The 21,264-nt window shown below is 70.6% G+C and carries 14 protein-coding genes; 8 read left to right on the forward strand and 6 right to left on the reverse strand.

The window, feature by feature from the left end; all coding sequences use genetic code 11:
• The first annotated feature begins 194 nt into the window (after positions 1 to 194).
• Together ACZ3OF_RS04320 and ACZ3OF_RS04325 are read left to right on the forward strand one after the other, a co-directional pair.
• Positions 195 to 2,681, forward strand: coding sequence for a penicillin acylase family protein (locus tag ACZ3OF_RS04320; protein WP_467302641.1), 2,487 nt, complete (start codon positions 195 to 197; stop codon positions 2,679 to 2,681).
• A gap of 64 nt (positions 2,682 to 2,745) precedes the next feature.
• On the forward strand, positions 2,746 to 3,750 hold the full coding sequence (locus ACZ3OF_RS04325; RefSeq protein WP_361666320.1) for an alpha/beta hydrolase: 1,005 nt from the start codon (positions 2,746 to 2,748) through the stop codon (positions 3,748 to 3,750).
• 68 nt (positions 3,751 to 3,818) lie between these two features.
• On the opposite strand, the gene ACZ3OF_RS04330 is transcribed toward ACZ3OF_RS04325, so the two are convergent.
• Positions 3,819 to 5,480, reverse strand: a complete 1,662-nt coding sequence (locus ACZ3OF_RS04330; RefSeq protein WP_467302644.1) for a PLL family lectin — start codon at positions 5,478 to 5,480, stop codon at positions 3,819 to 3,821.
• 155 nt (positions 5,481 to 5,635) lie between these two features.
• On the opposite strand from ACZ3OF_RS04330, the gene ACZ3OF_RS04335 reads away from it, so the two are divergent.
• A complete protein-coding gene (locus tag ACZ3OF_RS04335) occupies positions 5,636 to 6,301 on the forward strand; it encodes a cutinase family protein (protein WP_361431455.1) in 666 nt (221 codons plus the stop codon).
• On the opposite strand, the gene ACZ3OF_RS04340 is transcribed toward ACZ3OF_RS04335, so the two are convergent.
• From ACZ3OF_RS04340 to ACZ3OF_RS04355, 4 genes are all read right to left on the reverse strand, one after another.
• Positions 6,302 to 7,384, reverse strand: a complete 1,083-nt coding sequence (locus tag ACZ3OF_RS04340; protein WP_361666316.1) for a BTAD domain-containing putative transcriptional regulator — start codon at positions 7,382 to 7,384, stop codon at positions 6,302 to 6,304.
• Between the two features lie 181 nt (positions 7,385 to 7,565).
• A complete protein-coding gene (locus ACZ3OF_RS04345) occupies positions 7,566 to 8,840 on the reverse strand; it encodes a ricin-type beta-trefoil lectin domain protein (protein WP_467302647.1) in 1,275 nt (424 codons plus the stop codon).
• A gap of 241 nt (positions 8,841 to 9,081) precedes the next feature.
• A complete protein-coding gene (locus ACZ3OF_RS04350; protein WP_361666313.1) occupies positions 9,082 to 9,732 on the reverse strand; it encodes a DUF4360 domain-containing protein in 651 nt (216 codons plus the stop codon).
• A gap of 307 nt (positions 9,733 to 10,039) precedes the next feature.
• Positions 10,040 to 11,755: an ABC transporter ATP-binding protein gene (locus ACZ3OF_RS04355; RefSeq protein WP_467302849.1), complete on the reverse strand. Its 1,716-nt coding sequence runs from the start codon at positions 11,753 to 11,755 to the stop codon at positions 10,040 to 10,042.
• A 279-nt stretch (positions 11,756 to 12,034) separates the two neighbouring features.
• Between ACZ3OF_RS04355 and ACZ3OF_RS04360 the strand changes: the two genes are divergently transcribed.
• Positions 12,035 to 12,391, forward strand: coding sequence for a hypothetical protein (locus tag ACZ3OF_RS04360; protein WP_361666311.1), 357 nt, complete (start codon positions 12,035 to 12,037; stop codon positions 12,389 to 12,391).
• A gap of 105 nt (positions 12,392 to 12,496) precedes the next feature.
• A complete protein-coding gene (locus ACZ3OF_RS04365) occupies positions 12,497 to 12,949 on the forward strand; it encodes a YbhB/YbcL family Raf kinase inhibitor-like protein (RefSeq protein WP_467302650.1) in 453 nt (150 codons plus the stop codon).
• Positions 12,950 to 13,136: 187 nt separating this feature from the next.
• Here the strand turns inward: ACZ3OF_RS04365 and ACZ3OF_RS04370 are convergent, their stop codons facing one another.
• Positions 13,137 to 13,565 (reverse strand): ATP-binding protein, encoded by a 429-nt coding sequence (locus tag ACZ3OF_RS04370; RefSeq protein ID WP_361666309.1) that lies wholly within the window; start codon positions 13,563 to 13,565, stop codon positions 13,137 to 13,139.
• A gap of 446 nt (positions 13,566 to 14,011) precedes the next feature.
• On the opposite strand from ACZ3OF_RS04370, the gene ACZ3OF_RS04375 reads away from it, so the two are divergent.
• From ACZ3OF_RS04375 to ACZ3OF_RS04385, 3 genes are all read left to right on the forward strand, one after another.
• On the forward strand, positions 14,012 to 18,034 hold the full coding sequence (locus tag ACZ3OF_RS04375) for a HAMP domain-containing protein (protein ID WP_467302653.1): 4,023 nt from the start codon (positions 14,012 to 14,014) through the stop codon (positions 18,032 to 18,034).
• Positions 18,035 to 18,112: 78 nt separating this feature from the next.
• Positions 18,113 to 20,767, forward strand: coding sequence for a PP2C family protein-serine/threonine phosphatase (locus ACZ3OF_RS04380; RefSeq protein ID WP_361666305.1), 2,655 nt, complete (start codon positions 18,113 to 18,115; stop codon positions 20,765 to 20,767).
• 87 nt (positions 20,768 to 20,854) lie between these two features.
• A complete protein-coding gene (locus ACZ3OF_RS04385) occupies positions 20,855 to 21,223 on the forward strand; it encodes an STAS domain-containing protein (protein WP_361666303.1) in 369 nt (122 codons plus the stop codon).
• The last annotated feature ends 41 nt before the right edge of the window (positions 21,224 to 21,264 follow it).

Here is a 21,264-nt window from a genome sequence, read left to right on the forward strand (position 1 = left end):
CCGGAAGAGTACGGAGTGACAGGCGGGAGCGCGTCGGCTAGGGGGCAGCGGTCCGGCCGGCGGGCCGCGGCAGCCGTCCGCCGCATCATCGGGATTTCATCGCCCCTCCTTAGCGTGACCGAGTTCGGACGAGAACCGGTACCCAGGGGAAGGACGGCTCGATGGCGCGGAGGAGATGCAGAGCGAGGCTGCCGGTGGCGGTCGCGACCGCGGTGGCGGTGATGAGCACGATGGCCGCCACGGGGTCCACGGCCACCGGATCGGCGGCGACGAGGTCGACTGCCGGCGGATCGGCGGCCGAAGGGCCGGTGACGACGGGGTCAGCGGTTGCCGGACCGGGGCCCGACAGGCCGACGATCCGCTACACCGAGTACGGGATCCCGCACATCGTCGCCTCGGACTGGGAGGGGCTGGGAACGGGCTACGGATACGCGGCGGCCAAGGACAACATCTGCACCCTGGCCGACACCTATCTGATGGTCAACGCCCAGCGCTCCCGCCATCTGGGGCCCGCAGGCAAGGCGAGCCCCGGGCAGAACCAGAACAGCACCACCAACCTCAACAGCGACCTGTACTTCCAGCGGATCAAGGACAACCTGGTGGTGGAGCGGCTGCTCGAACAGCCCGCCCCCGACGGGCCCGCACCGGAGGTCGAAGAGGCCATCCGCGGCTACGTCCGGGGATACAACAGGTACCTGTCCGAGACGGGCGTGAACAACCTCTCCGACCCGGCCTGCCGCGGTGCGGCCTGGGTGCGGCCGATCACGGAACTGGACGTCTACCGGCATGCGCATGCCGAGATCATCATGGGCAGCGCCGACGCGCTGCTGGACGGCCAGGTGAACGCCACGCCCCCGGGGGCGCCGGGTGCCGCGCGGCCGGCGTCCACGCCCAGGGAGACCGCGGCGAGGATCCGTGACGCGATGGCGGTGAGCCGTCGGCAGAGCATGGGCAGCAACGCGTTGGCGGTCGGTTCGCAGGGCGTCTCCGGCGGCACCAGCATGCTCCTGGCCAACCCGCACTTTCCGTGGCAGGGCAAGAACCGGATGTGGCAGAGCCAGCTGACGATCCCCGGGAAGCTCAACGTCTCCGGGGCGAGCCTGCTGGGGCTCCCCGCAGTGAACATCGGGTACAACGACGATGTCGCCTGGAGTCACACCGTCGCCACGGTGGCTCCCTTCGGGCTGTTCGACGTCCAGGTGGACCCGCTCAACCCCACGAAGTACCTGGTCGACGGCGCCTGGGAGCAGATGACCTCGCAGCAGGTCGGTGTCGACGTGCTGAACGCGGACGGCTCCATCGACAAGGTCACCAGGACGCTGTGGTCCACCCGGTACGGCCCGATCACCACGTCGATGCAGGGCGTCCCGTTGCCCTGGGCGGTCAGCGCGCACGCGGTACGCGACGTGAACATGCACAACCTGCGGGCGTTGAACACCTGGTTCGGCCTCGACCAGGCCAAGGACGTCGACGACGTGGTGAACATCCTGGAGACCACGCAGGGCGTCCCCTTCTTCAACACCGTCGCCTCCGACCGCAAGGGCAAGGCGCTGTACGCGGACATCCAGGCCGCCCCGAACATCACCGACGCGCACGCGCAGTCGTGCCTCACCATGACCGGCCAACTGCTGTTCAACCAGCCCCTACGGCTGCCGAACGTGCCGCCGATCTCCATCCTCGACGGCAAGCGCAGCGCGTGCGACTGGCCCGACGACCCGAACGCGGCCGCACCGGGACTCCTGGACCCGCACAAGCAGCCACGCCTGATCCGCGACGACTTCGTGGGCAACGCCAACGACAGCGCCTGGCTGGCCAACCCCGAGCAGCCGCTGGCCTTCCCCCGGGTGATGGGGGACATGGGGGCGCCCCGCTCCCTGCGTACCCAGGAACTCATCCTCACCGCGCAGAAGCGGATCGACGGAACCGACGGCCTGCCGGGCAGGGGCTTCACACCCGAGACCATGGGGACGCTGCTCTTCGCCGACAACAGCAGGGCGGCCGACCTGGCGCTCAACACCACCGTGGCGATGTGCAGAAGCGTCCCCTTCGGGCTCGTCCTGGTGGACGGCAACCTGGTCAACGTGAGCGAGGCATGCCCGATCCTCGCCGCCTGGAAGGACCACGACTACACGGCGGAGAGCCGGGGATCCCTGCTCTTCGCGAACTACTGGTTCTCCCTGCTCGGCGGACAGGGGATCGAGAAGCTCCCCTGGCGGGTCCCCTTCGACCCCAAGGACCCGGTGCACACGCCCAATTCACTGGACCCGGGGAGCTCCGCCGTCCGTGACGCGTTGGCCCGGGCCGTTCTCGCGCTGCGCAAGGCAGGCATTCCGCTGAACGCGCCGCTGTCGGACCACCAGAAGGTGACCCGCGGTGGTGAGCAGATCCCGATCCACGGCGCGATCGGCGAACTCGGCGTGCTGAACGTGATCACTGCCGGCCAGGTCGACGGAAAGCCGGACATCGTCTTCGGGTCGAGTTTCATCCAGCAGGTCCGGTTCACAGCCGACGGCCCGCCGCAGGCGCGCTCCGTCCTGACCTACTCCCAGTCGGCCGACCCGAACTCGCCGCACCACGCCGATCAGACCAAGCTCTTCGCGGCCGGCCAGTGGGTGACCGAGCGCTTCACCGAGGACCAGATCGCGGCCTCGCCGGCCTTGGTGGTCAAGGTCCTCGACTGACATCGACGCAACGACAACGATCACGAGAGGGAGCCCTGTGAGAAGGAAATCGAATGGCCGGTGCATGGTGGTGGCCTGGATCCTCGCCGCCTTGGCCATGGTCACGGCCCTGCCGGCAGGTTCGGCGCAGGCCGCGGACGACTCCGTGCCGCCACCGATGGCGAACGGGTTCGGGCTGACCCAGGTCGGCACGGCGACAGGCAACGCCACCAACTTCTACATCACCGTGACCACGCCCGAGGTCGCCGGTGAGCAGCACATCAAAATCATTCTGCCGAGCGGCTACCACGACGACCCGAGCCGGCGGTACCCGGTGATGTACTTCCTGCACGGGTCACCCGACGACCCCGTCCAGCAGACCTATCCGGCGCTGAGCATGTCGGACCGGATGATCACCGTCATCCCGGACGGCGGCGCTCGGGGCTGGTACGCCAACTGGCTGAACCAGAAGACCAAGGCGGGTGCTCAGAACTGGGAGAACTTCCACCTCAAGCAGGTGATCCCGTTCATCGACGCGAACCTGCGGACCCTCGCCACCAAGAAGGCGAGGGCCGTCGCCGGCATCTCCATGGGCGGGTTCGGAGCCCTCCACTACGCCCAGGTCCGTCCCGACCTGTTCAGCCAGACCGCATCCCTGTCCGGCGACATCGACCTGTCGGTCCGGTCCATGGACCTGCGACTGGCCGTCGTCGCCTCCCTCGTCGCCTACGAGCCCTCGGTGGACAGCGACGCCGCGTTCGGCTCGCCCTACCCGGTGTTCAACGCCGACCGGCGGTGGAACGAGGTCGACCCGTCGCAGCACATGGACAGGCTCAAGGGCGGCGGAGTCGGGGTCTCGATCTACGTGGGCAACGGGGGCGGCTCTCCCGGCGACCTGGAGTTCTGGCTCGAGGGCGCGGCCGAACACGTCAAGAACGCCATGGACGCCCTGGGCATGTCGTACCACTTCGTGAACTACGGCGACGGCTCCGGCTGGGGCACCCGGTGCAACGGCGGCCACAACGCCGGCTGCTGGGAAGAGGACCTCCGGGATCTGATTCCCCGGCTGGAACGACACTTCGCCTCCTGACGCGAAGCCCGCCGTCGTCCCGGCCGCTGGTGCGGCCCGCGGGACGACGGCGGGAACGCGGGTACGTGTCAGACGACCGCGGGGCCGGAATCGTTGAGCCAGCCCCATTCCGACCAGCTGGCGAACCCGGTCTGCCACCGGTGGTAGACGCCCGCGTGACTGGTACCGAACACCTCGATACGACCGTCGGCGTTGTTGCTCGCCCCGATCGCGCTGCCACCGGTACCGAACGTCTCCCACTGCGAGAACGCCGCGTTCGGGCCGGTCTGCCAGGCATGGCTCGCGGTGGTGGCGTTGATCGCGAACACCTCGACCCGGCCGTCGACCGACCGTGAGGTGACCAGCTCGGCGTCGGGTGTACCGCCGGTGCCCGTCCACTCCGACCACGACGTCGGGCCGGTCTGCCAGCGGTGGAACACCCCCTCCGCGTTGGAGGCGAACACCTCGAGCCTGCCGTCCTGGTTGTAGTTGGCGGCGACGGCGTGCCCTCCTTCGCCGAAGCGCTCCCACGAGGACCAACCCCCGTTGACGCCGGTCTGGTAGAGGTGCCCGAACGTGGAGTCCGACAACGCGAACACCTCCAGTCGCCCGTCGGGCGCGGTCTCGACGGCGAGTCGCGCGTTGGCCGGGCCGCCACCCGAGCCGGCCCAGGGGGCCCAACCGCCGCTCGGCGCGGTCTGCCAGCGGTGGAACACACCGCTGGCATTGGACGCGAACACCTCGATACGGCCGTCGGCGTTGTTGCCCGCCGCCAGCCGGTACCCCCCGGTGCCGAAGTTCTCCCACGCGGACCAGCCCGCACTGGGCGCCGTCTGCCACATGTGGTCGAACGTGCTGTCCGACAGCGCGAACAGCTCCAGCCGGCCGTCCGCGTTGGACGCCACCGCCAGCTGCGCGTTGCGCGGACCACCCGCGAACCGCCACCGCGACCAACCGCCGTTCACCTCGGTCTGCCACGAGTGGTACACGCCGTCGGCACCAGCGGCGAAGGCCTCGAGCCGCCCGTCCGCGGACCGCCCGGACACCACCCGACCGGCGGCGTACGGGTGCTTGGGGCCTGCGGTCATCCCGGACCACAGCGCGTTGGCGATCAGCACGGCGTCACCCGCCTCGAGCCCGTACAGGTGGCGCAGGTCCTCCCGCGGCCGCTGAACCTTCCAGCACACCTCGCCGATCGCGACGTTGTTCCACGAGCCGCCCTGGAACTGCTCCTCCATCGCGTCGAGGAAGGCGTTCGTGGCGTAGGCCGGGTTCAGGCGCTGTTCCCTGCTGCCCCACCAGTCCTGCTGCTGGAACAGGCCGATGCTGGTGTGGTCGACGGCCTGGGAGTAGTTGTTCATGTTGGTCTCCACGATGATCGTGGCAAGGGCGATCGCCGCGGCTCGTGGGTTGAGCCCCCGGTCCTTCACCGCCTGGGTGACCATCCGCGCGCAGGACATCTTGTAGGCCGTCAGATAGCCGGCCATCCGTGCCTGCAGCTGAGGATTGAGCTGTGCGGCCATGAGGCCGTCGGTGGCCGACGGACCGGCCGGATCACACGGCTCGGTCGGAATCGCCAGCCCCTCGGGACCGCTGAAGTAGTGGGAGACGCCGTACCGGTCGTCACCCGGGCGCGGACCGGGGTCGGGTTGGGCGAGGGCGACCGAGGCGGTCATCCCGACGACCAACGCCCAGACAGCGGCTACCAAGGCCAGTCCGGTGAACACCCGGTATAAGCCAGTTCTTGCCATCGTGTGCCTTTCTGCCGTGAACTCCGGTATTCGGCGGCCGACAGTAGAAGGCGTCGATGAAATGCCGATGGAATCGGTCCCGTACGCGTTTCATCGGGATGTCATCGGCCTCTGTCAATGTCGTCACCCGTAGGCCGACCACATGGAGGATCGAAATGCGAGCGAAGAGGATCACGGCCGCGCTGGCCGGACTTCTGATGACAGCCGGGCTTTCGGTGGCCCAGGGCTCGACGGCGCAGGCAGCGGCGACGGCTCCGTGCGAGGGCACGTACACGATCGTCGTCGGCGGTACGGGAAGTTCGTGGAACAACGACGGTTTCACCGGGAACATTCAGCAGCACGTCGGATACCCCACGCAGATTCCCAATGGCGCGAGCGCCCGGGCCGGCGTCAATGAACTGAACCGGCTGGTCCGCGACCAACGTGCCGCGTGCCCGGGCCAGCACGTCAAGATGGGCGGGTATTCCCTGGGCGCGGCGGTGGTGCACATCTGGGTCACCGAGAACTGGCAGACGTTCGACAACGTCAACGCCATTCTCATCGCGGACCCGAAGCGTCAGGGCAATCCCGGCGCGAACGGCGGATCCGTGCCCTTCGGCGGAATCGTCGGCGCTCCGCTCGCCGGCGCCGACCGGTTCTTCGGCGACATCCCGGTCAAGACGATCTGTCACTGGGACTACGTCTGCGACGAGTCCGCCGGTATCTGGACCTACCCGGGGAACCACGTCAGGAACTACCCCAACGACTTCAACATGGACCACCACAACGACAGCGCCAACGAGCAGTGGTACAACGGCGCCTGGTACCCCGCCTCCTGGTGATCACGGGCAGGCGGTGCGGCCGGCCAGGGGAGTGAGGCCGAGGCCGGCTTCGTCACCGCGCAGAATCATCGTGTGCGTCCGCCGCAGCATCCGACTGGGGGATACGCCCAGATCGTCGGCCAGGCTGCGGCGGGCGCGGTCGAACACGGTCAGCGCGTCGGCCTGGCGGCCGTTGCGGTACAGCGCCCGCATAAGCATCGCGGCCACCGGTTCGTTCAGAGGGTTGGCCACGGACAGGGCGAACAGCTCGTCGATGGCCTCCGCGTCCTGGCCCAGCCGCAGCTGCCACTCCAGCTTCCGCTGCAGAAGGGCGATCCTGCGCTCGGTGAGCCGCATGCGCTCCAGCTCCGCGAGCGGCCCGGGCAGACCGGCCAGCGGCTCCCCACGAAACAGCTCCAGCGCCTGGGCACACAGGCGGACGGCCTCGGCCGGCTCACCCGCGCGATCGGCCGTTCCGATGGCCGCGACCAGTTCCTCCATACGCGCCGCGTCCACGTCGACCGCCCCGGGGACCAGCCGGTAGCCGTGCCGGGCGTGCTCGATGACCGAGTCCGGGCTGTCCCCGATGCGCAGGATCTTGCGTAATCGGTAGACGTACACCGGCACCACGTTGGCGGCCGGCGGCTCCATCCCCCATACGTCGTCGAGCAGTTCCTGCCGGGTGAGGGGCCGTCCCGCGCAGAGCGCCAGCGTCGCCAGCACCGCCTGCTGGCGCGGATGCCCGAGATCCAGGGGCCGCCCGTCGTGCCATGCCCGCACGGGGCCGAGCACGGAAATCCGTACCGTCGGTCCGGCCGCCCGAGCGGCGGACCGCAGGGCGGAGCTCACCGGCTGCGTGCGGGGACCACGTCCGGGGACGACCAGGCCGCAGTCGAAGGCGTGGACGATGGCCGCGGCCCGGTCGCGCAGACCGAGCTTCGCCAGTATCCGCGCGAGGTGTGCGGCCACGGCGTCCTCGGGGATGGCGAGGGCGGCGGCGATCTCGTGGTCCCGCAGGCCGCAGCCGACCGCGGAGAGCACCGTGCGCTCCTGATGCCTGAGCACGGTGGCGGTGCGGCGTTCGGTGGTGGTGGTCGACGACATCGTTGCTCCCCCGGGCCACGGACTGGTCGCTCTGGCGGGCGCCGTCGACACGGTAGAGGGGGGAGGGCCGGGCAGGGCATCCGGAACGATCCGGAGTGACACGCGGGCAACCGGGCTCATGGTGACAACCGCAGAGTGCCCCCGCTCGCGAGGGGGCACTCTCCTGTCGGCTGTACCGGACTCAGCCGACCGTCCACTTCTGGTTCGCCGCTCCGGAGCAGGTCCACAGTTGGAGGCGCGTGCCGTTGGCGGAGTTGTTGCCGGTGGCGTCCAGGCACTTGTTCGCCTGGGGGTTGACGATGTCCCGGGCCGCGTTGGCGACCCAGCGCTGGGCCGCCGTGCCGTTGCAGTCCCACAGCTGGACGAGGGTGCCGTCCGCCGTGCCGCCCGAGGCCGCGTCGAGGCACTTGCCCAGTGCCCGGATCGTGCCGTCCGTGCCGACCGTCCACTGCTGCGCCGCGGTGCCGTTGCAGTCGTAGAGCTGTACCGGAGTGCCGTTGGCCGCGTTCGCGCCGGCGACGTCCACGCACTTGCCGCCGAGTCCGGTGATCCGTCGGCCGGTGGCCGGGCCGTCGTCGGTCGTGACCCGGACGTGGTCCACGACGAGCTGCTGCGGGAAGACGGTGGAGCCGTCCGGGTCGCCGGGCCAGTAGCCGCCGACCGCGAGGTTCAGGATGAGGAAGAAGGGCTTGTTGAAGACCCAGGCCCGGCCGCCCAGATCGGCGGGCGTACGGGTCTGGTACACGGTTCCGTCCACCGACCAGGTGATCCGGTCCGGGGCCCAGTCCACGGCGAAGGTGTGGAACGCGTCGGCGAACGCCTGTCCGCCGGGCAGCGTGTAGCCGGCGCCGATGCCGCCCGCCCCGGAGTAGCCCGGACCGTGGAGGGTGCCATGGACGGTGGAGGGCTCGAAGCCCACGTTCTCCATGACGTCGATCTCGCCCGAGTTCGGCCAGCCGACCTGGCCGAGGTCGTTTCCGAGCATCCAGAACGCCGGCCACATGCCCTGGCCGCGGGGCACCTTCATCCGCGCCTCGACCCGGCCGTACTGGGCGGTGAAGCGGCCGGCCGTGTTCAGACGCGCCGAGGTGTACTCGCACCGGCCGTACCAGCAGGTGTAGTTGCCGGGGTTCTCGCGGCGCGCCGTGATCACGAGATGGCCCTGGCCGTCCAGCGCGGCGTTGGCGGTGCCGGCCGTGTAGTACTGCCGCTCGTGGTTGTTGACGTTGTCACCGGTTTCGAGCTGCCAGCGGCCGCCGTTCACGGCGGAGCCCGCGGGCCCGTCGAACTCCTCGGCGAAGGTGACCGCGGCGGCTCCGGCGGCGGGCACCGCGCGCGTGGCGTCGTCGGCGGCGGGCGTGGGGGCGGTGCCGGCGATGCCCAGCAACAGGGCGGCGCCTGCCAGAGCGGACAGGACCTTCCGCAGGGGGCGGCGAGGTGGTCGGGAGGAGTGCATGGCTCTCGCTTCCGTCGGATGCGGGTGGGGGAGGGGCACATCCGGCCCTGCCGGGGCGGAGGGCGACAGGTGGGTAGGAGGTCATGCGCATGACATACCTTGATGTGCGTGTGTGGTCGTTCCCTCCTTTGTCGCCTCCATGATTTAAGAAGTAAGTTAAGTGTCCGTCAAGAGCCGTGAGCGGTCCCCCGGGTGAGGTGTCCCCGGCCGGGACGGGGGGCCCGGCCGGGGTGACGCCCTGTCAGTTCGTGGGGCACTCCTTCCACGCGAGGTGGTAGACGGTGCTGATGTCACCGTCGGTCGAGTCCATGGTCATGTAGCTGGTCTTGGCCGGGTTCGACGTGCCGGCGTTCACCCGGAGTTCGGTGTTGATGTTGAAGTTCCGCTGCACGCCGCAGGGTGCCCATACGAGCTGCGCCCAGTCGGTGTTGTCCGTGGCCTGCCAGTTGTCCTCGTACGGACCCCGGAAGGTGTGGGTCCGGGACGCGGTGTTCGGTGAACCCTGGAAGTAGTACGAGGCCTTCTCGGTACTGCTCGCGCCGGGCTGGAGCGACGCGTAGCCTCGGTAGTCGGCGCTGGCGATCGCGTAGGTGAACCCCTGGGGCACATGCACCAGGAGGTTGAGCTGGCAGTTCCTGCGGGCCGCCGTAGGGGCGGAGCCGCCGCCCACCTGGGCCAGGTACTCGCTGTAGGTGACGGTGAAGGCGGTGTTGTCCTCGGACACGGCGATGGCCGCGGTGCCCAGGGGGCAGCCGGAGCCGTTCACCGTGGCGATGTCGATGACGATCCGGTCCGGGGGCGGGTCGACGATCGACGACGGCGTCGCCTGTGTCGGCAGGGCCGAGGCGAACAGGGCGGCGACCGCTCCGCCCACGAGCAGGGGGACTCTCATGATTTCTCCCATCCAGTGCTTCGCTGCGCCACAGGGGTGGTCCAACCGGCAACGGTTGAACTATCATGTACATGTCATGCGTGATTGCTGAGGCTCCCTGCCGGTGTGGGCGGGGGTGGTCGAATGCTAGGCGCCCGGGGACGGCAGGGCAGGGCGGAGCCCGGCCAACAATCCGCCCGTGAACGGCCCCGCTTTTGGCTCGGAACAGCGGTTGGTCTACCCGAGCGCCCCAGGAGCCCCGTGCACAAGGGAAGCCCCTGGAGCCCCACAGCGCCGGGCGCCCCGCTGAGCGCCCGGGGAACCGCGGTCAGTTGTCGGCGGTGGCCAGGAACTGCGTGGCGGCGAGCTCCGCGTACAGCGGGTCGACGGCGATGAGTTCGCGGTGCGTGCCCACTGCCCGTACCCGGCCCGCGTCCATGACGACGATGCGGTCGGCCATGGTGACCGTGGACAGCCGGTGGGCGACCACCATCACGGTCGTGGTGCGGGCCACGTCCGCCACGGTGTCGCGCAGCGCGGCCTCGTTGACGGCGTCGAGCTGGCTCGTGGCCTCGTCGAGCAGGAGCAGCCGGGGACGGCGCAGGAGCGCGCGGGCGATCGCGACGCGCTGACGCTCGCCGCCGGACAGCTTGGTACCGCGATGGCCCACGAGCGTGTCGAGGCCCTTGGGGAGCCGGTCGACGAGACCGTCGAGCCGGGTGGTCCCCAGTACCCGCAGTACGTCGTCCTCGCCGGCCTCGGGGTTGCCGAGCAGCAGGTTGTCGCGCAGGGTGCCTGAGAGCACCGGCGCGTCCTGCTCGACGTACCCGATCGCGGAACGCAGCCGCGGTATCTCCCAGGCGTTCAGGTCGCGGCCGTCGAGGGTGATCCGTCCGGCCTCCGGGTCGTAGAACCGCTCGATGAGCGAGAAGACGGTGGTCTTGCCCGCGCCGGACGGGCCGACGAACGCGGTCATACCGCGCTGCGGTACGGAGAAGGTCACGCCGTGGTGGACATGCGGCAGATCGTCCGCGTACCGGAACCGGACGTCCTCGAAGGCCAGCGCGGCGGGTTCGGCGCCGGGCGCGGGCAGCGGCGCGGGCGCGGCGGGCGGCTCGGCCGGCAGCTGCAGCGCCTCGCGGATCCGGGCCAGCGCGCCTGCCCCGGCCTGGTACTGGGTGACGGCGCCGACGACCTGCTGGATCGGCGACATCAGATAGAAGACGTACAGCAGGAACGCGACCAGAGTGCCCACGTCGATCGCGCCGGTGGCGACCCGGGCGCCGCCGACCGCGAGCACGGTGATGAACGCGATCTGCATGGACAGGCCGGCCGTGTTCCCGGCCAGCGCCGACCACTTGGCGGCCCGGAGGCTCTGCCGCCAAGACTCCTCGGCCGCCGCGTGCACGGCCTGCTCCTCACGGTGCTCGGCGCCGGACGCCTTGACGGTACGCAGTGCGCCCAGGATGCGCTCCAGCGACGCCCCCATCGCCCCGACGGCGTCCTGCGCCTGCCTGCTGGCCTTGTTGATGCGGGGCACGAAGACGCCGATCACCGTCCCCGCGCCCAGCACGACGCCGAGCGTGACCGCCAGCAGGACCGGGTCGACCACGCCCATCATCACCAGCGTCGCGACGAGCGTCAGCCCTCCGGTGCCGAGACCCACCAGGGAGTCGGTGGTGACCTCGCGCAGCAGGGTCGTGTCCGAGGTGACCCGGGCCATCAGATCGCCGGGCTCACTGCGGTCCACCGCCGTGATGCGAAGTCGCAGGAGATACGACGACAGGGTGCGCCGGGCGCCGAGGACGACCGACTCCGCGGTGCGCTGCAGGACGTACCCGCCGAGCGCGCCGATCCCCGCGTTGGCGACGACCAGGACCGACATCAGCACCAGGGCGCCGGCGATCGGCCGGTCCTCGGTGAGCGCGTCGATGAGGAACTTGGCCACCAGCGGCAGCGCGAGCCCGGTGGCTCCGGTGACCAGCGACAGCACCGCGCCGAGGAGCAGCGTCCAGCGGTGCGGCCGTACGTAACCCAGGAGCATGCGCCAGGCGGGTGTGGCGGAATCGGTCGGCTCACCGGTCGTGGGCCGGCCCCGCGTTGCGTGCTCGGCGGGTGGGGCGGACTCTGCGCTGGTGGCCACGCGTGCTCCTCGTCGTCGTGCAGGCTCCAGGAAGCCTCCAGGAAGCCAGACGCCAGGAGGGGCGCGGCGGTTGAGGACGGCGACCGTGTCGGCCACCTCACACCCGCGGCCATGATTCAGGTGCGGCCGCGGCGGGGCAGGTAGCACGAGGGCGGCTGATGTCGGGGGGGATGCCGCGTGATGTTCGGGTACTCGGACGATTGGCTGGCGCTGCTGTTCGTCCCGGTGGTGTTCTGGGTGCCGCTCGGGCCCTTCCTCATGGCGGGATTCGGTGTGTGGTGTGCCCGCCGGCCCGGCTGGACGCCGCGACTGTGGTCCGTGCTGGTGCCCGCCGTGCCTGTGGGGATCTCGGGCACCGTCCTCATGTCCGGCCTCCTCCGGCTGAAGGAGGAGACCTGGCAGGAGGACCTCACGGGCTATCTCGTCGTCTACGTCTTCGGCATCACCGTGCTGCCCTGGCTGCTCGGCTACGGCATCGCACGCGTGACGCGCGCGGTGCGCTCCCGCCGGGACCGGGCCGCCCCGCCACAGGGCTGAGCGGCGTCGGGAGCGGATCGCGCGGGTCCACCGGGCGCTCGGCCGAACGGGGGTTTCGGGGCGTGAACCGGTGCCGGTGCCGTCGTTGCGGGTAGGGCGGCGCGCATGAGCGGAATGGAACTCAGCAGCGCCGCGTTCGACGACAACACGGTGATCCCCCGTCGGTACAGCGGGGAGGGAGAGAACATCTCACCACCCCTGACCTGGTCAGGAGTGCCCGAAGAGGCCACGGAGCTCGTGCTCCTGTGCGAGGACCCGGACGCGCCGGGGGAGACCTTCCTGCACTGGCTGGTCACAGGCATCGATCCGGCGGCCACCGGAGTGGCGGAGGACACGAAGCCGCAGGGCGGACTGCCGTGGCCCAACGGCTTCGGGCGCATGGGATGGGGCGGGCCGATGCCTCCGCCGGGCCACGGGCCGCATCGCTACTTCTTCCGCCTGTACGCCCTGTCCGAGCCACTGCCCCTCGAGGGCCACCCGGGTGTCGAGGACGTGCACGGTGCGCTGAAGGGCCGGGAGCTGGCCTCGGGCACCCTCCTCGGGACGTACCAGCGCTGAGCACGACGCCGGCCGCGGCAAGGGCAGCAGATTCCCCGGAAAGCGTGCGGAAAACCTGCCTGTTCAGCGGGAATGGGCAGGAGAACAGGGGGTACGCGGCGTGCCGGAGGTTGGATGACCATGATTCCCGTTCCCCTGGCACTGCTGCGCTCGCCGGGTCTCTCCGGTGCCGGATCCGCTGGGGCCGTCACTGCCCCAGGGGTACGACCGCGTGGATCGTCTTGCCGCCGGCGCGGACCGTCACGCCCACCTCACGGCACAGGTGCAGGACGATCGGCCACCCGAACCCGCCGGGAACCATTGGTTCGTGGCGCCGGTACAAGGGCGCGTCCTCGCTGGCGTCCGAGACGGACACCGTCGCTGTGTTCCGTGTCACATCCAGGCGGAAATCGATGAGGCCACCGCCATGACGTTCGGCATTGGTCACCAACTCGGAGACGACGAGCAACAGGTCGTCGACCTGTGATTCGTCCCACGGCCGCATGCCGGCCAGCCTCCGCCTGGTGAACTCTCGCGCCTGGGTCGACGTGCGTACCGCCCGCTCGTCGTCGGCGGAGCGCGGCGGCCGGGGCCGAGGAATCGAGGCACGGGACCGCGTCTCGCCCTGGGGCTGCATGATGGTTCCCCTCCTCCCTGAATTCGCTTCTGCGTACTCGGGTCGTCTTCCCGTCGTCCCGTCGCCGACACCCTCATCGGGCATCAGTTCCGCTACAGCGTGTCGGATCGGCCGCGCCGGGTTCGCGACCGTGAGGAATGGCGGATTCAGGCCATGGAGAGGGAGCGGTGAGGGAAGCGGGCGTACCCCGTCCTCGCGCTCCCGGGGGCCCGTCGGGCTGTCCGGCAGACCGGTCCGGGGAGGGTGCCACGAGCCCGGACCGGATCACTTCCAGCCGCCGGATCCGGCTCCGTCTCCCTCCCGTCGATCACGGGGGAGTAGTCTCGGGTTGATTGCCGTACGACAACGGTCCTGGCCGGGAACGTACGGGAGGGCGGCGGACCCCGGCCGCTGCCCTGACGACGCCCGGTACATCGGCGGGACCCGCTAGCTGACGAGGATGGATCATGTCTGAGACGACGATCGAGGGCTCCTCGGGGGTAGGGCGGCAGAGGCCGGCCGAGGTGGGGGAGCCGGAACTGCGACAGCTCCTCGCCGGCCTCACCGCCGTACGCGACGGAGACTTCGGAACCCGGCTGCCCGACGAGGCGAGCGGGCTGATGGGCGAGATCTCCAGTGTGTTCAACGGCATGATCGACCAGCTCTCGCTGTTCACCTCCGAGGTGACCCGCGTCGCACGTGAGGTCGGTACGGAAGGAACCCTCGGCGGGCAGGCGAAGGTCCCCGGAGTCTCCGGCACCTGGGCGGACCTCACCGACTCGGTGAACGCGATGGCCGGCAACCTGACGACGCAGGTCCGTGACATCGCCCAGGTCGCCACCGCCGTGGCCAAGGGCGATCTCTCGCAGAAGATCGACGTGGACGCCCGGGGCGAGATCCTGGAGCTCAAGAACACGATCAACACCATGGTCGACCAGCTCTCGTCCTTCGCCGACGAGGTCACGCGCATGGCGCGCGAGGTCGGCACGGAGGGAATCCTCGGCGGTCAGGCGGACGTGAAGGGTGTCTCCGGCACCTGGCGCGATCTCACCGACTCGGTCAACTCCATGGCCGGCAACCTCACCGCCCAGGTCCGCTCCATCGCGCACGTCGCCACCGCCGTCGCCAAGGGCGACCTCTCGCAGAAGGTGGACGTGGACGCCCGGGGCGAGATCAGGGAGCTGAAGGAGACCATCAACACGATGGTCGACCAGCTGTCGGCCTTCGCCGACGAGGTGACCCGGGTGGCCAGGGAGGTCGGTACGGAGGGGAACCTGGGCGGCCAGGCCACCGTCCGGGGAGCCTCCGGCACGTGGAAGGACCTCACCGACAACGTCAACGTGATGGCGTCCAACCTCACCGGGCAGGTACGTTCGATCGCCCAGGTCGCGAGCGCCGTCGCACGCGGCGACCTGGCGCGCAGGATCACAGTGGAAGCCAAGGGCGAGGTCGCCGCGCTGGCCGACACCATCAACACGATGGTGGACACCCTCTCGGCCTTCGCCGACGAGGTGACCCGGGTCGCCCGCGAGGTCGGCACGGAGGGACGTCTCGGCGGCCAGGCCCGGGTGCCGAACGTGGCGGGCACGTGGAAGGACCTGACCGACAACGTCAACTCCATGGCCAACAACCTGACGGGGCAGGTCCGGAACATCGCCCAGGTCACCACCGCCGTCGCCAACGGCGACCTCTCGAAGAAGATCGACGTCGACGCCCGGGGCGAGATCCTGGAGCTGAAGACGACCATCAACACGATGGTCGACCAGCTGTCCTCGTTCGCCGCCGAGGTCACCCGCGTGGCCCGGGAGGTCGGCAGCGAGGGCAGGCTCGGGGGCCAGGCCGAGGTCGAGGGCGTCTCCGGCACCTGGAAGCGGCTCACGGAGAACGTGAACGAACTCGCCGGCAACCTCACCCGGCAGGTCCGCGCCATCGCCGAGGTCGCGAGCGCGGTCGCCGAGGGCGACCTGACCCGCTCGATCACCGTCGACGCCTCGGGCGAGGTCGCCGAACTCAAGGACAACATCAACTCGATGGTCGGCTCGCTCCGCGAGACGACCAGGGCCAACCAGGAGCAGGACTGGCTGAAGTCCAGCCTCGCCCGGATGTCCGCGCTGATGCAGGGCCATCGCGACCTGGCCGTCGTCGCCGACCTCGTCATGGACGAGCTCGTCCCCCTCGTCTCCGCCCAGTACGGGGCCTTCTACCTGGCGGAGGACGGGGAGGAGGGGACCGAACTGAAGCTGGTCGGCTCCTACGGCCTTCCCGCGGACAGCCCGGGCCGCAAGCGGATCCGGCTGGGTGAGTCGCTCGTCGGCCAGGCCGCGCGCAGTCGCCGCACCATCGCGGCCGAGAACGTACCCGGCGACTACGTGTACATCTCCTCCGGGCTCGGCCAGACGTCGGGAGGCAGCCTGATCGTGCTCCCGATCGTGGTCGAGGACCAGGTCATCGGCGTCATCGAGCTGGTCTCGTTCACCCCCTTCACCGCCGTGCACCGGGACTTCCTGGAGCAGCTCATGGAGACGGTGGGCGTCAACGTCAGCAACATCGTCGCCAACGCCCGTACGGACGAACTGCTGGGCGAGTCGCAGCGCCTGGCGGACGAGCTGCGCGTGCGCTCCGAGGAGTTGCAGGTGCAGCAGGAGGAGCTGCAGCGCTCCAACGCCGAACTCGAGGACAAGGCGGCCCTGCTCGCCACGCAGAACCGCGACATCGAAGCCAAGAACCTGGAGATCGAGCAGGCCCGGCAGGAGCTGGAGGACCGCGCCCAGCAGCTCTCACTGGCCTCGAAGTACAAGTCCGAGTTCCTCGCGAACATGAGTCACGAGCTGCGGACCCCGCTCAACAGCCTGCTGATCCTCGCCCAGCTGCTCGCACAGAACCCGACCCGCAACCTCACCGCCAAGCAGGTCGAGTACGCCGGCATCATCCACTCCGCGGGGTCCGACCTGCTCCAGCTGATCAACGACATCCTCGACCTGTCGAAGGTGGAGGCCGGAAAGATGGACCTCAACCCGGAACGGGTCGTGCTGCGCAGGCTCCTGGACTACGTCGAGGCGACGTTCCGGCCGCTCACCACACAGCAGAGCCTCGACTTCACCGTCTCCACCGCCCCCGGTGTGCCGGTGGACCTGGTCACCGACGACTCCCGGCTGCGCCAGGTGCTGCGGAACCTGCTCTCCAACGCGGTCAAATTCACCGAGCGCGGAGGCGTCGAGCTGCGGATCGAACCCGCCGCGGACGAGGAGCTGCCCGCCGGCGTCCACCGGGGCGGTGCCGTGGTCGCCTTCCGGGTCAAGGACACGGGCATCGGCATCGCCTCCCAGCACCTGGAGGCCATCTTCGGCGCCTTCCAGCAGGCGGACGGCACGACCAACCGCAAGTACGGGGGTACGGGCCTCGGCCTCTCGATCAGCCGTGAGATCGCCTACCTGCTCGGCGGCGCACTCACCGCCGAGAGCACGCCCGGCGAAGGCAGCACCTTCACGCTCTATCTGCCCGTGGCACGGGCGGACTTCCAGGAACCGTCCGGCCCGGCGCACCCCGCCAGGACCGAGGACGGCCCACAGCTCGCGGCGGCCGTCGACGGCGCCCCCTCGGGCCGCGACGGACTCGCGCACGCGCAGCCCCGGCAGCCGAGGCGGCTGCTGGTGATCGAGGAACGCCCGCGCGGGCTGCTCTCGCTCGTCGCCGAGAACGCCGTCGCGGAACTGGCCGGAGGCCGTAACCTCGGCTTCCAGGACGGCATCGAGGTGATCACGGCCGTGGGCCCCCAGGACGCCGCCACCGCCCTCGCCACCCAGCCGTTCCACTGCGTCGTGCTCGAACTCGACATGGCCGACAGCGAGGCCATCACCTTCCTCGACGCCATGGACGGCGACCGGGCGCTGCGTACGGTCCCGGTCCTCGCCCACAACAACCGCAGGCTCGCCGCCGACCACGAGCGGGCCCTGCAGTCGCGCGCCGGCACGCGCCCCCTGGAGCTGCTCTCCAGCCTCGACGAACTGCGCGAGCGGATCGCCCTGCATCTCTCCGCCGACCAGCCGGGCGATGTCGTTCCTCTCGTACGCGCCGAGCAGCGGCAGCCCGTCCCGCAGGCCATGGACGCCACCCTGCAGGGCCGTACCGTGCTCGTGGTCGACGACGACGCCCGCAACCTCTACGCCCTCAGCGGCATCCTGGAGCTGCACGGCGTCGAGGTCCTGCACGCCGAGAACGGCCGCAAGGGAATCGACGCGCTCGCCGCGAACCCGGACATCGACCTGATCCTGATGGACGTCATGATGCCCGAGATGGACGGTTACACCGCCACCGCGAAGATCCGGCAGATGCCCGCCCACGCCCGCCTGCCGATCATCGCGGTCACCGCGAAGGCCATGCCGGGGGACCGTGAGAAGAGCCTCGCCTCGGGTGCCAGCGACTACGTGACCAAGCCGGTGGACGCCGACGACCTCGTCAACTGCATCCGGCGCTGGCTGGGTGAGGGGTAGCCCCACACGCCCGGACCGACCGCCCCCGCTCCCCGCCCGCCCAGGCCCCCCGGCCGTCCCCTCTCAGGAGTCCGCGTCATGAGTGCTCCCCACCATCCCGACGGAGACCCCGCCGTCGGTCCCTCGGGGGACGACGCTCCCGAGGGCGACCGCCGGACCCGCCAGTCCGTCGCGTACCGCGAACTGCCGGCGCCCCGGTCCCGTGCGGCGGACGCCTCGCGGGCCGGCTCCGAGCCCGGTGGCGACTCGACGGGCGACGACGTCCTGCTCGGCCACGGTCCGCGCGGCGGCGACGGGGTGGGCGACGCCCCACGGGGCCCCGCGCCCGGGGCGGGGCCCGCGCCCGCACCGTCGAACGAGGGAGATCCGCTGTCCGAGGACCACTCCACCGTCGGCCGGCTGGCCGCCACGGTGGAACGGCTGCGCGAAGAGGTGCGTGCCGCACAGGCCGCGGCAGACGGGCGCGCGCTCATCGAACTAGCCAAGGGCGTCATCGTCGAGCGGCTCCGGTGCGGCCCGGCGCAGGCGGCACGGCAGCTGGCCGCCCTGGCGGAGCAGGCCGGACTCTCGCAACTGGAACTGGCCGCCGACGTCGTCAACCAGGCGGCCCACGACCAGGTCGCCGAGGTCGCCGACGACTTCGTCCGACGAACGGCGGGCGACCCCGGGACCGGCGAGGGCCCCGACACCAGCGGCGGCGCCGAGGCCTCGGTCGCCGTGCGCCTGCGCACGGCAGAGTGCGCGGCGCTGAACGCCGGCGACACCCAGTCCGTGGCCGAGTCCCTCCTGGAGCACGCGCTCGCACCCCTCGGGGCCACCGGAGTCGCCGTCTGGACCGCGGGCTCGGACTCCTCGCTCACCCTCTGCGGCCACGCGGGGTTCGGTCCCGACGAGCCCGCCCGATGGCGCTACGTACCGCCCGGAGTGGCCACCGTCGCCCGGCAGGCGCTGACCGAGCGCCGTACGGTGCGGTTCCCCACGCTGGCGGCCGCGGGCATCCCCTCCATCGGGCACACCGGTAACCCCGACGGCGGACGGGTGGCGGTACCCGCCGGCACCGGCGGCCGGATCCACGGTGTCCTGGAGATCTGCTGGCCCGGGCCGCTGGACCCGCACTCCCCGGTCGTCGAGCGCCAGTTCGAGGCGCTGGCCGAGCTGTGTGCCCACACACTGGAGACCCTTCCGGCAGAGCCGGAGCCGATGCGACCGCGCGAACCGGCCGGGGTGTCCGAACTCGTGGACCTCGCCGACGGCTTGTACGATCCCGCGCTCGTCCTCACGCCGCAGCTGGACTCCGAGGGCCGCCTGTCGGACTTCCGTATCCGGCATGCCAACGAACGCTTCCAGGACCCCGCGGGGCGCACCCGGAGCGCCGTCGCCGGAGCCCTGCTCCTGGAGGCGTACCCCACGGCCGCGGGCGAGAACGAACTCTTCGAGCGGATCGAGCGCGTCTACGCCACCGGCGAAGCCTTCCGCGCGCGCCGCGCCCGGCTGACCGCGCTCGTGGACCAGGTGCAGCTCGCGTCGGTCGCGGACCTCAGCATCAGCCGGCACGGCGGCAGCGTGCTCCTCATCTGGCGCATCGAGGACGAGACCGCCCGGCTCGCGAGCCTGCTCCAGCACGCCCAGCGCCTCGGCCGCATCGGCGGATTCGAGGAGAACATCGTCACCAGGGAGATCACCTGGAACGGACAGCTCTTCGACCTGTACGGCAGGGACGTCTCCGCGGGGCCGGTGTCCCTGCACGATCTGAGCGCCCACGCCCACCCGGACGACTCCGTCGCCATCGGCCGCTTCCTGCAGGCCGTGCTGCACCACCGGCGGGCTACCTCGACCGCCTTCCGGCTGCTGCGCCCCGACGGGGTGACCCGCCACATCCGGGTGATCGCCGAACCCGTCCTCGACCCCGACGAGCGGCTCCTCGCCGTTCGGGGCGCGTACCAGGACATCTCCTCGCAGCACTGGACGGAGGTCGCCCTGGCGGCGACCCGCGACCAACTCGCCGCCACGGAGCAGGAGTCGGCGGAACGCAACCGGCTGGCCCTGCAGCTCCAGCACGCCATCATGCCGCCGAGCAGGGCCCCGCTCGACGCACCGGGCCTCGACGTCGCGGTGCGCTACCGCCCGGCGGAGACGGAGTCCCTGGTGGGCGGCGACTGGTACGACGCGGTCGTGCTGCCGTCCAAGAAGATACTGCTGTGTGTCGGGGACATCGCCGGGCACGGCATCGAGGCCGCCACCGGCATGGTGGTCCTGCGCAACGCCCTGCGCGGCCTCGCCGTCACGGGAGCGGGCCCCGGCCAGCTCCTCTCCTGGCTGAACATCGTGGCCCACCACCTCACCGAGCAGGTCACGGCCACGGCCGTCTGCGGGGTCTTCGACCCCGAGACCCGTACGCTGCGCTGGGCCAGGGCGGGTCACCTCCCGCCGGTTCTCGTACGCGGTACGGAGGCCTCGACGCTGCCGCTGCTCAAGGGCATGCTGCTGGGAGCGCTCGCGCAGGCCGAGTACGAGGAGGCGGAGTTCCAGCTCGAGGCCGACGACACGGTCCTGATGTACACCGACGGACTGGTCGAGCGCCGCGACACGGCCGTGCACGACTCCCTCGCCCAGCTCCTGACCACGGCCCAGGCCCCGGCGGACAGCCTCGAACGGCGCCTGGACACGCTGCTGACGCACAGCAAGTCCGACACGGACGACGACACGTGCCTGATCGGCGTGCGGGTCTCCTGACCGCGCGGTGACCGGGCGTCCCGTGCTCGACGACCGTACGTCCCCACCCATGGAAGACCGAATGCCCCACCACAGAAAGCAGGCAGTATGACCGAGCGAGAAGCGAACCTGGACGTCGAGGTGGACATCCGCGACGACGACACGGCCGTGCTGTCCGTGGGCGGAGAACTCGACATCGAGACGGCCACACTGCTCCACCACCACCTGGCAAACCAGGTCCTGCACGGCCGCCGCCACCTGGTCCTGGATCTCTCCTCCCTCGCCTTCATGGACTCGTCCGGCCTGAACGTCCTGATCAGGGCGGCGCGGGACGCGCGCGAGGCCAAGGGCGACCTCCATCTCGTCGCGCCGACGCCGGCAGTGCGGCGCATCCTGGAGATCACCGGTCTCACGATGACGACGCCCCTGCACGCCGACGTGGCGGAGGCGCTCGCGGCGGCCGGCCGCGCCGGATAGTCGACCTCGGCGCGGGCCCGCCGCTGCGGGCCCGCGGCGGG

Source organism: Streptomyces sp. NPDC022552 (genome assembly GCF_055561875.1).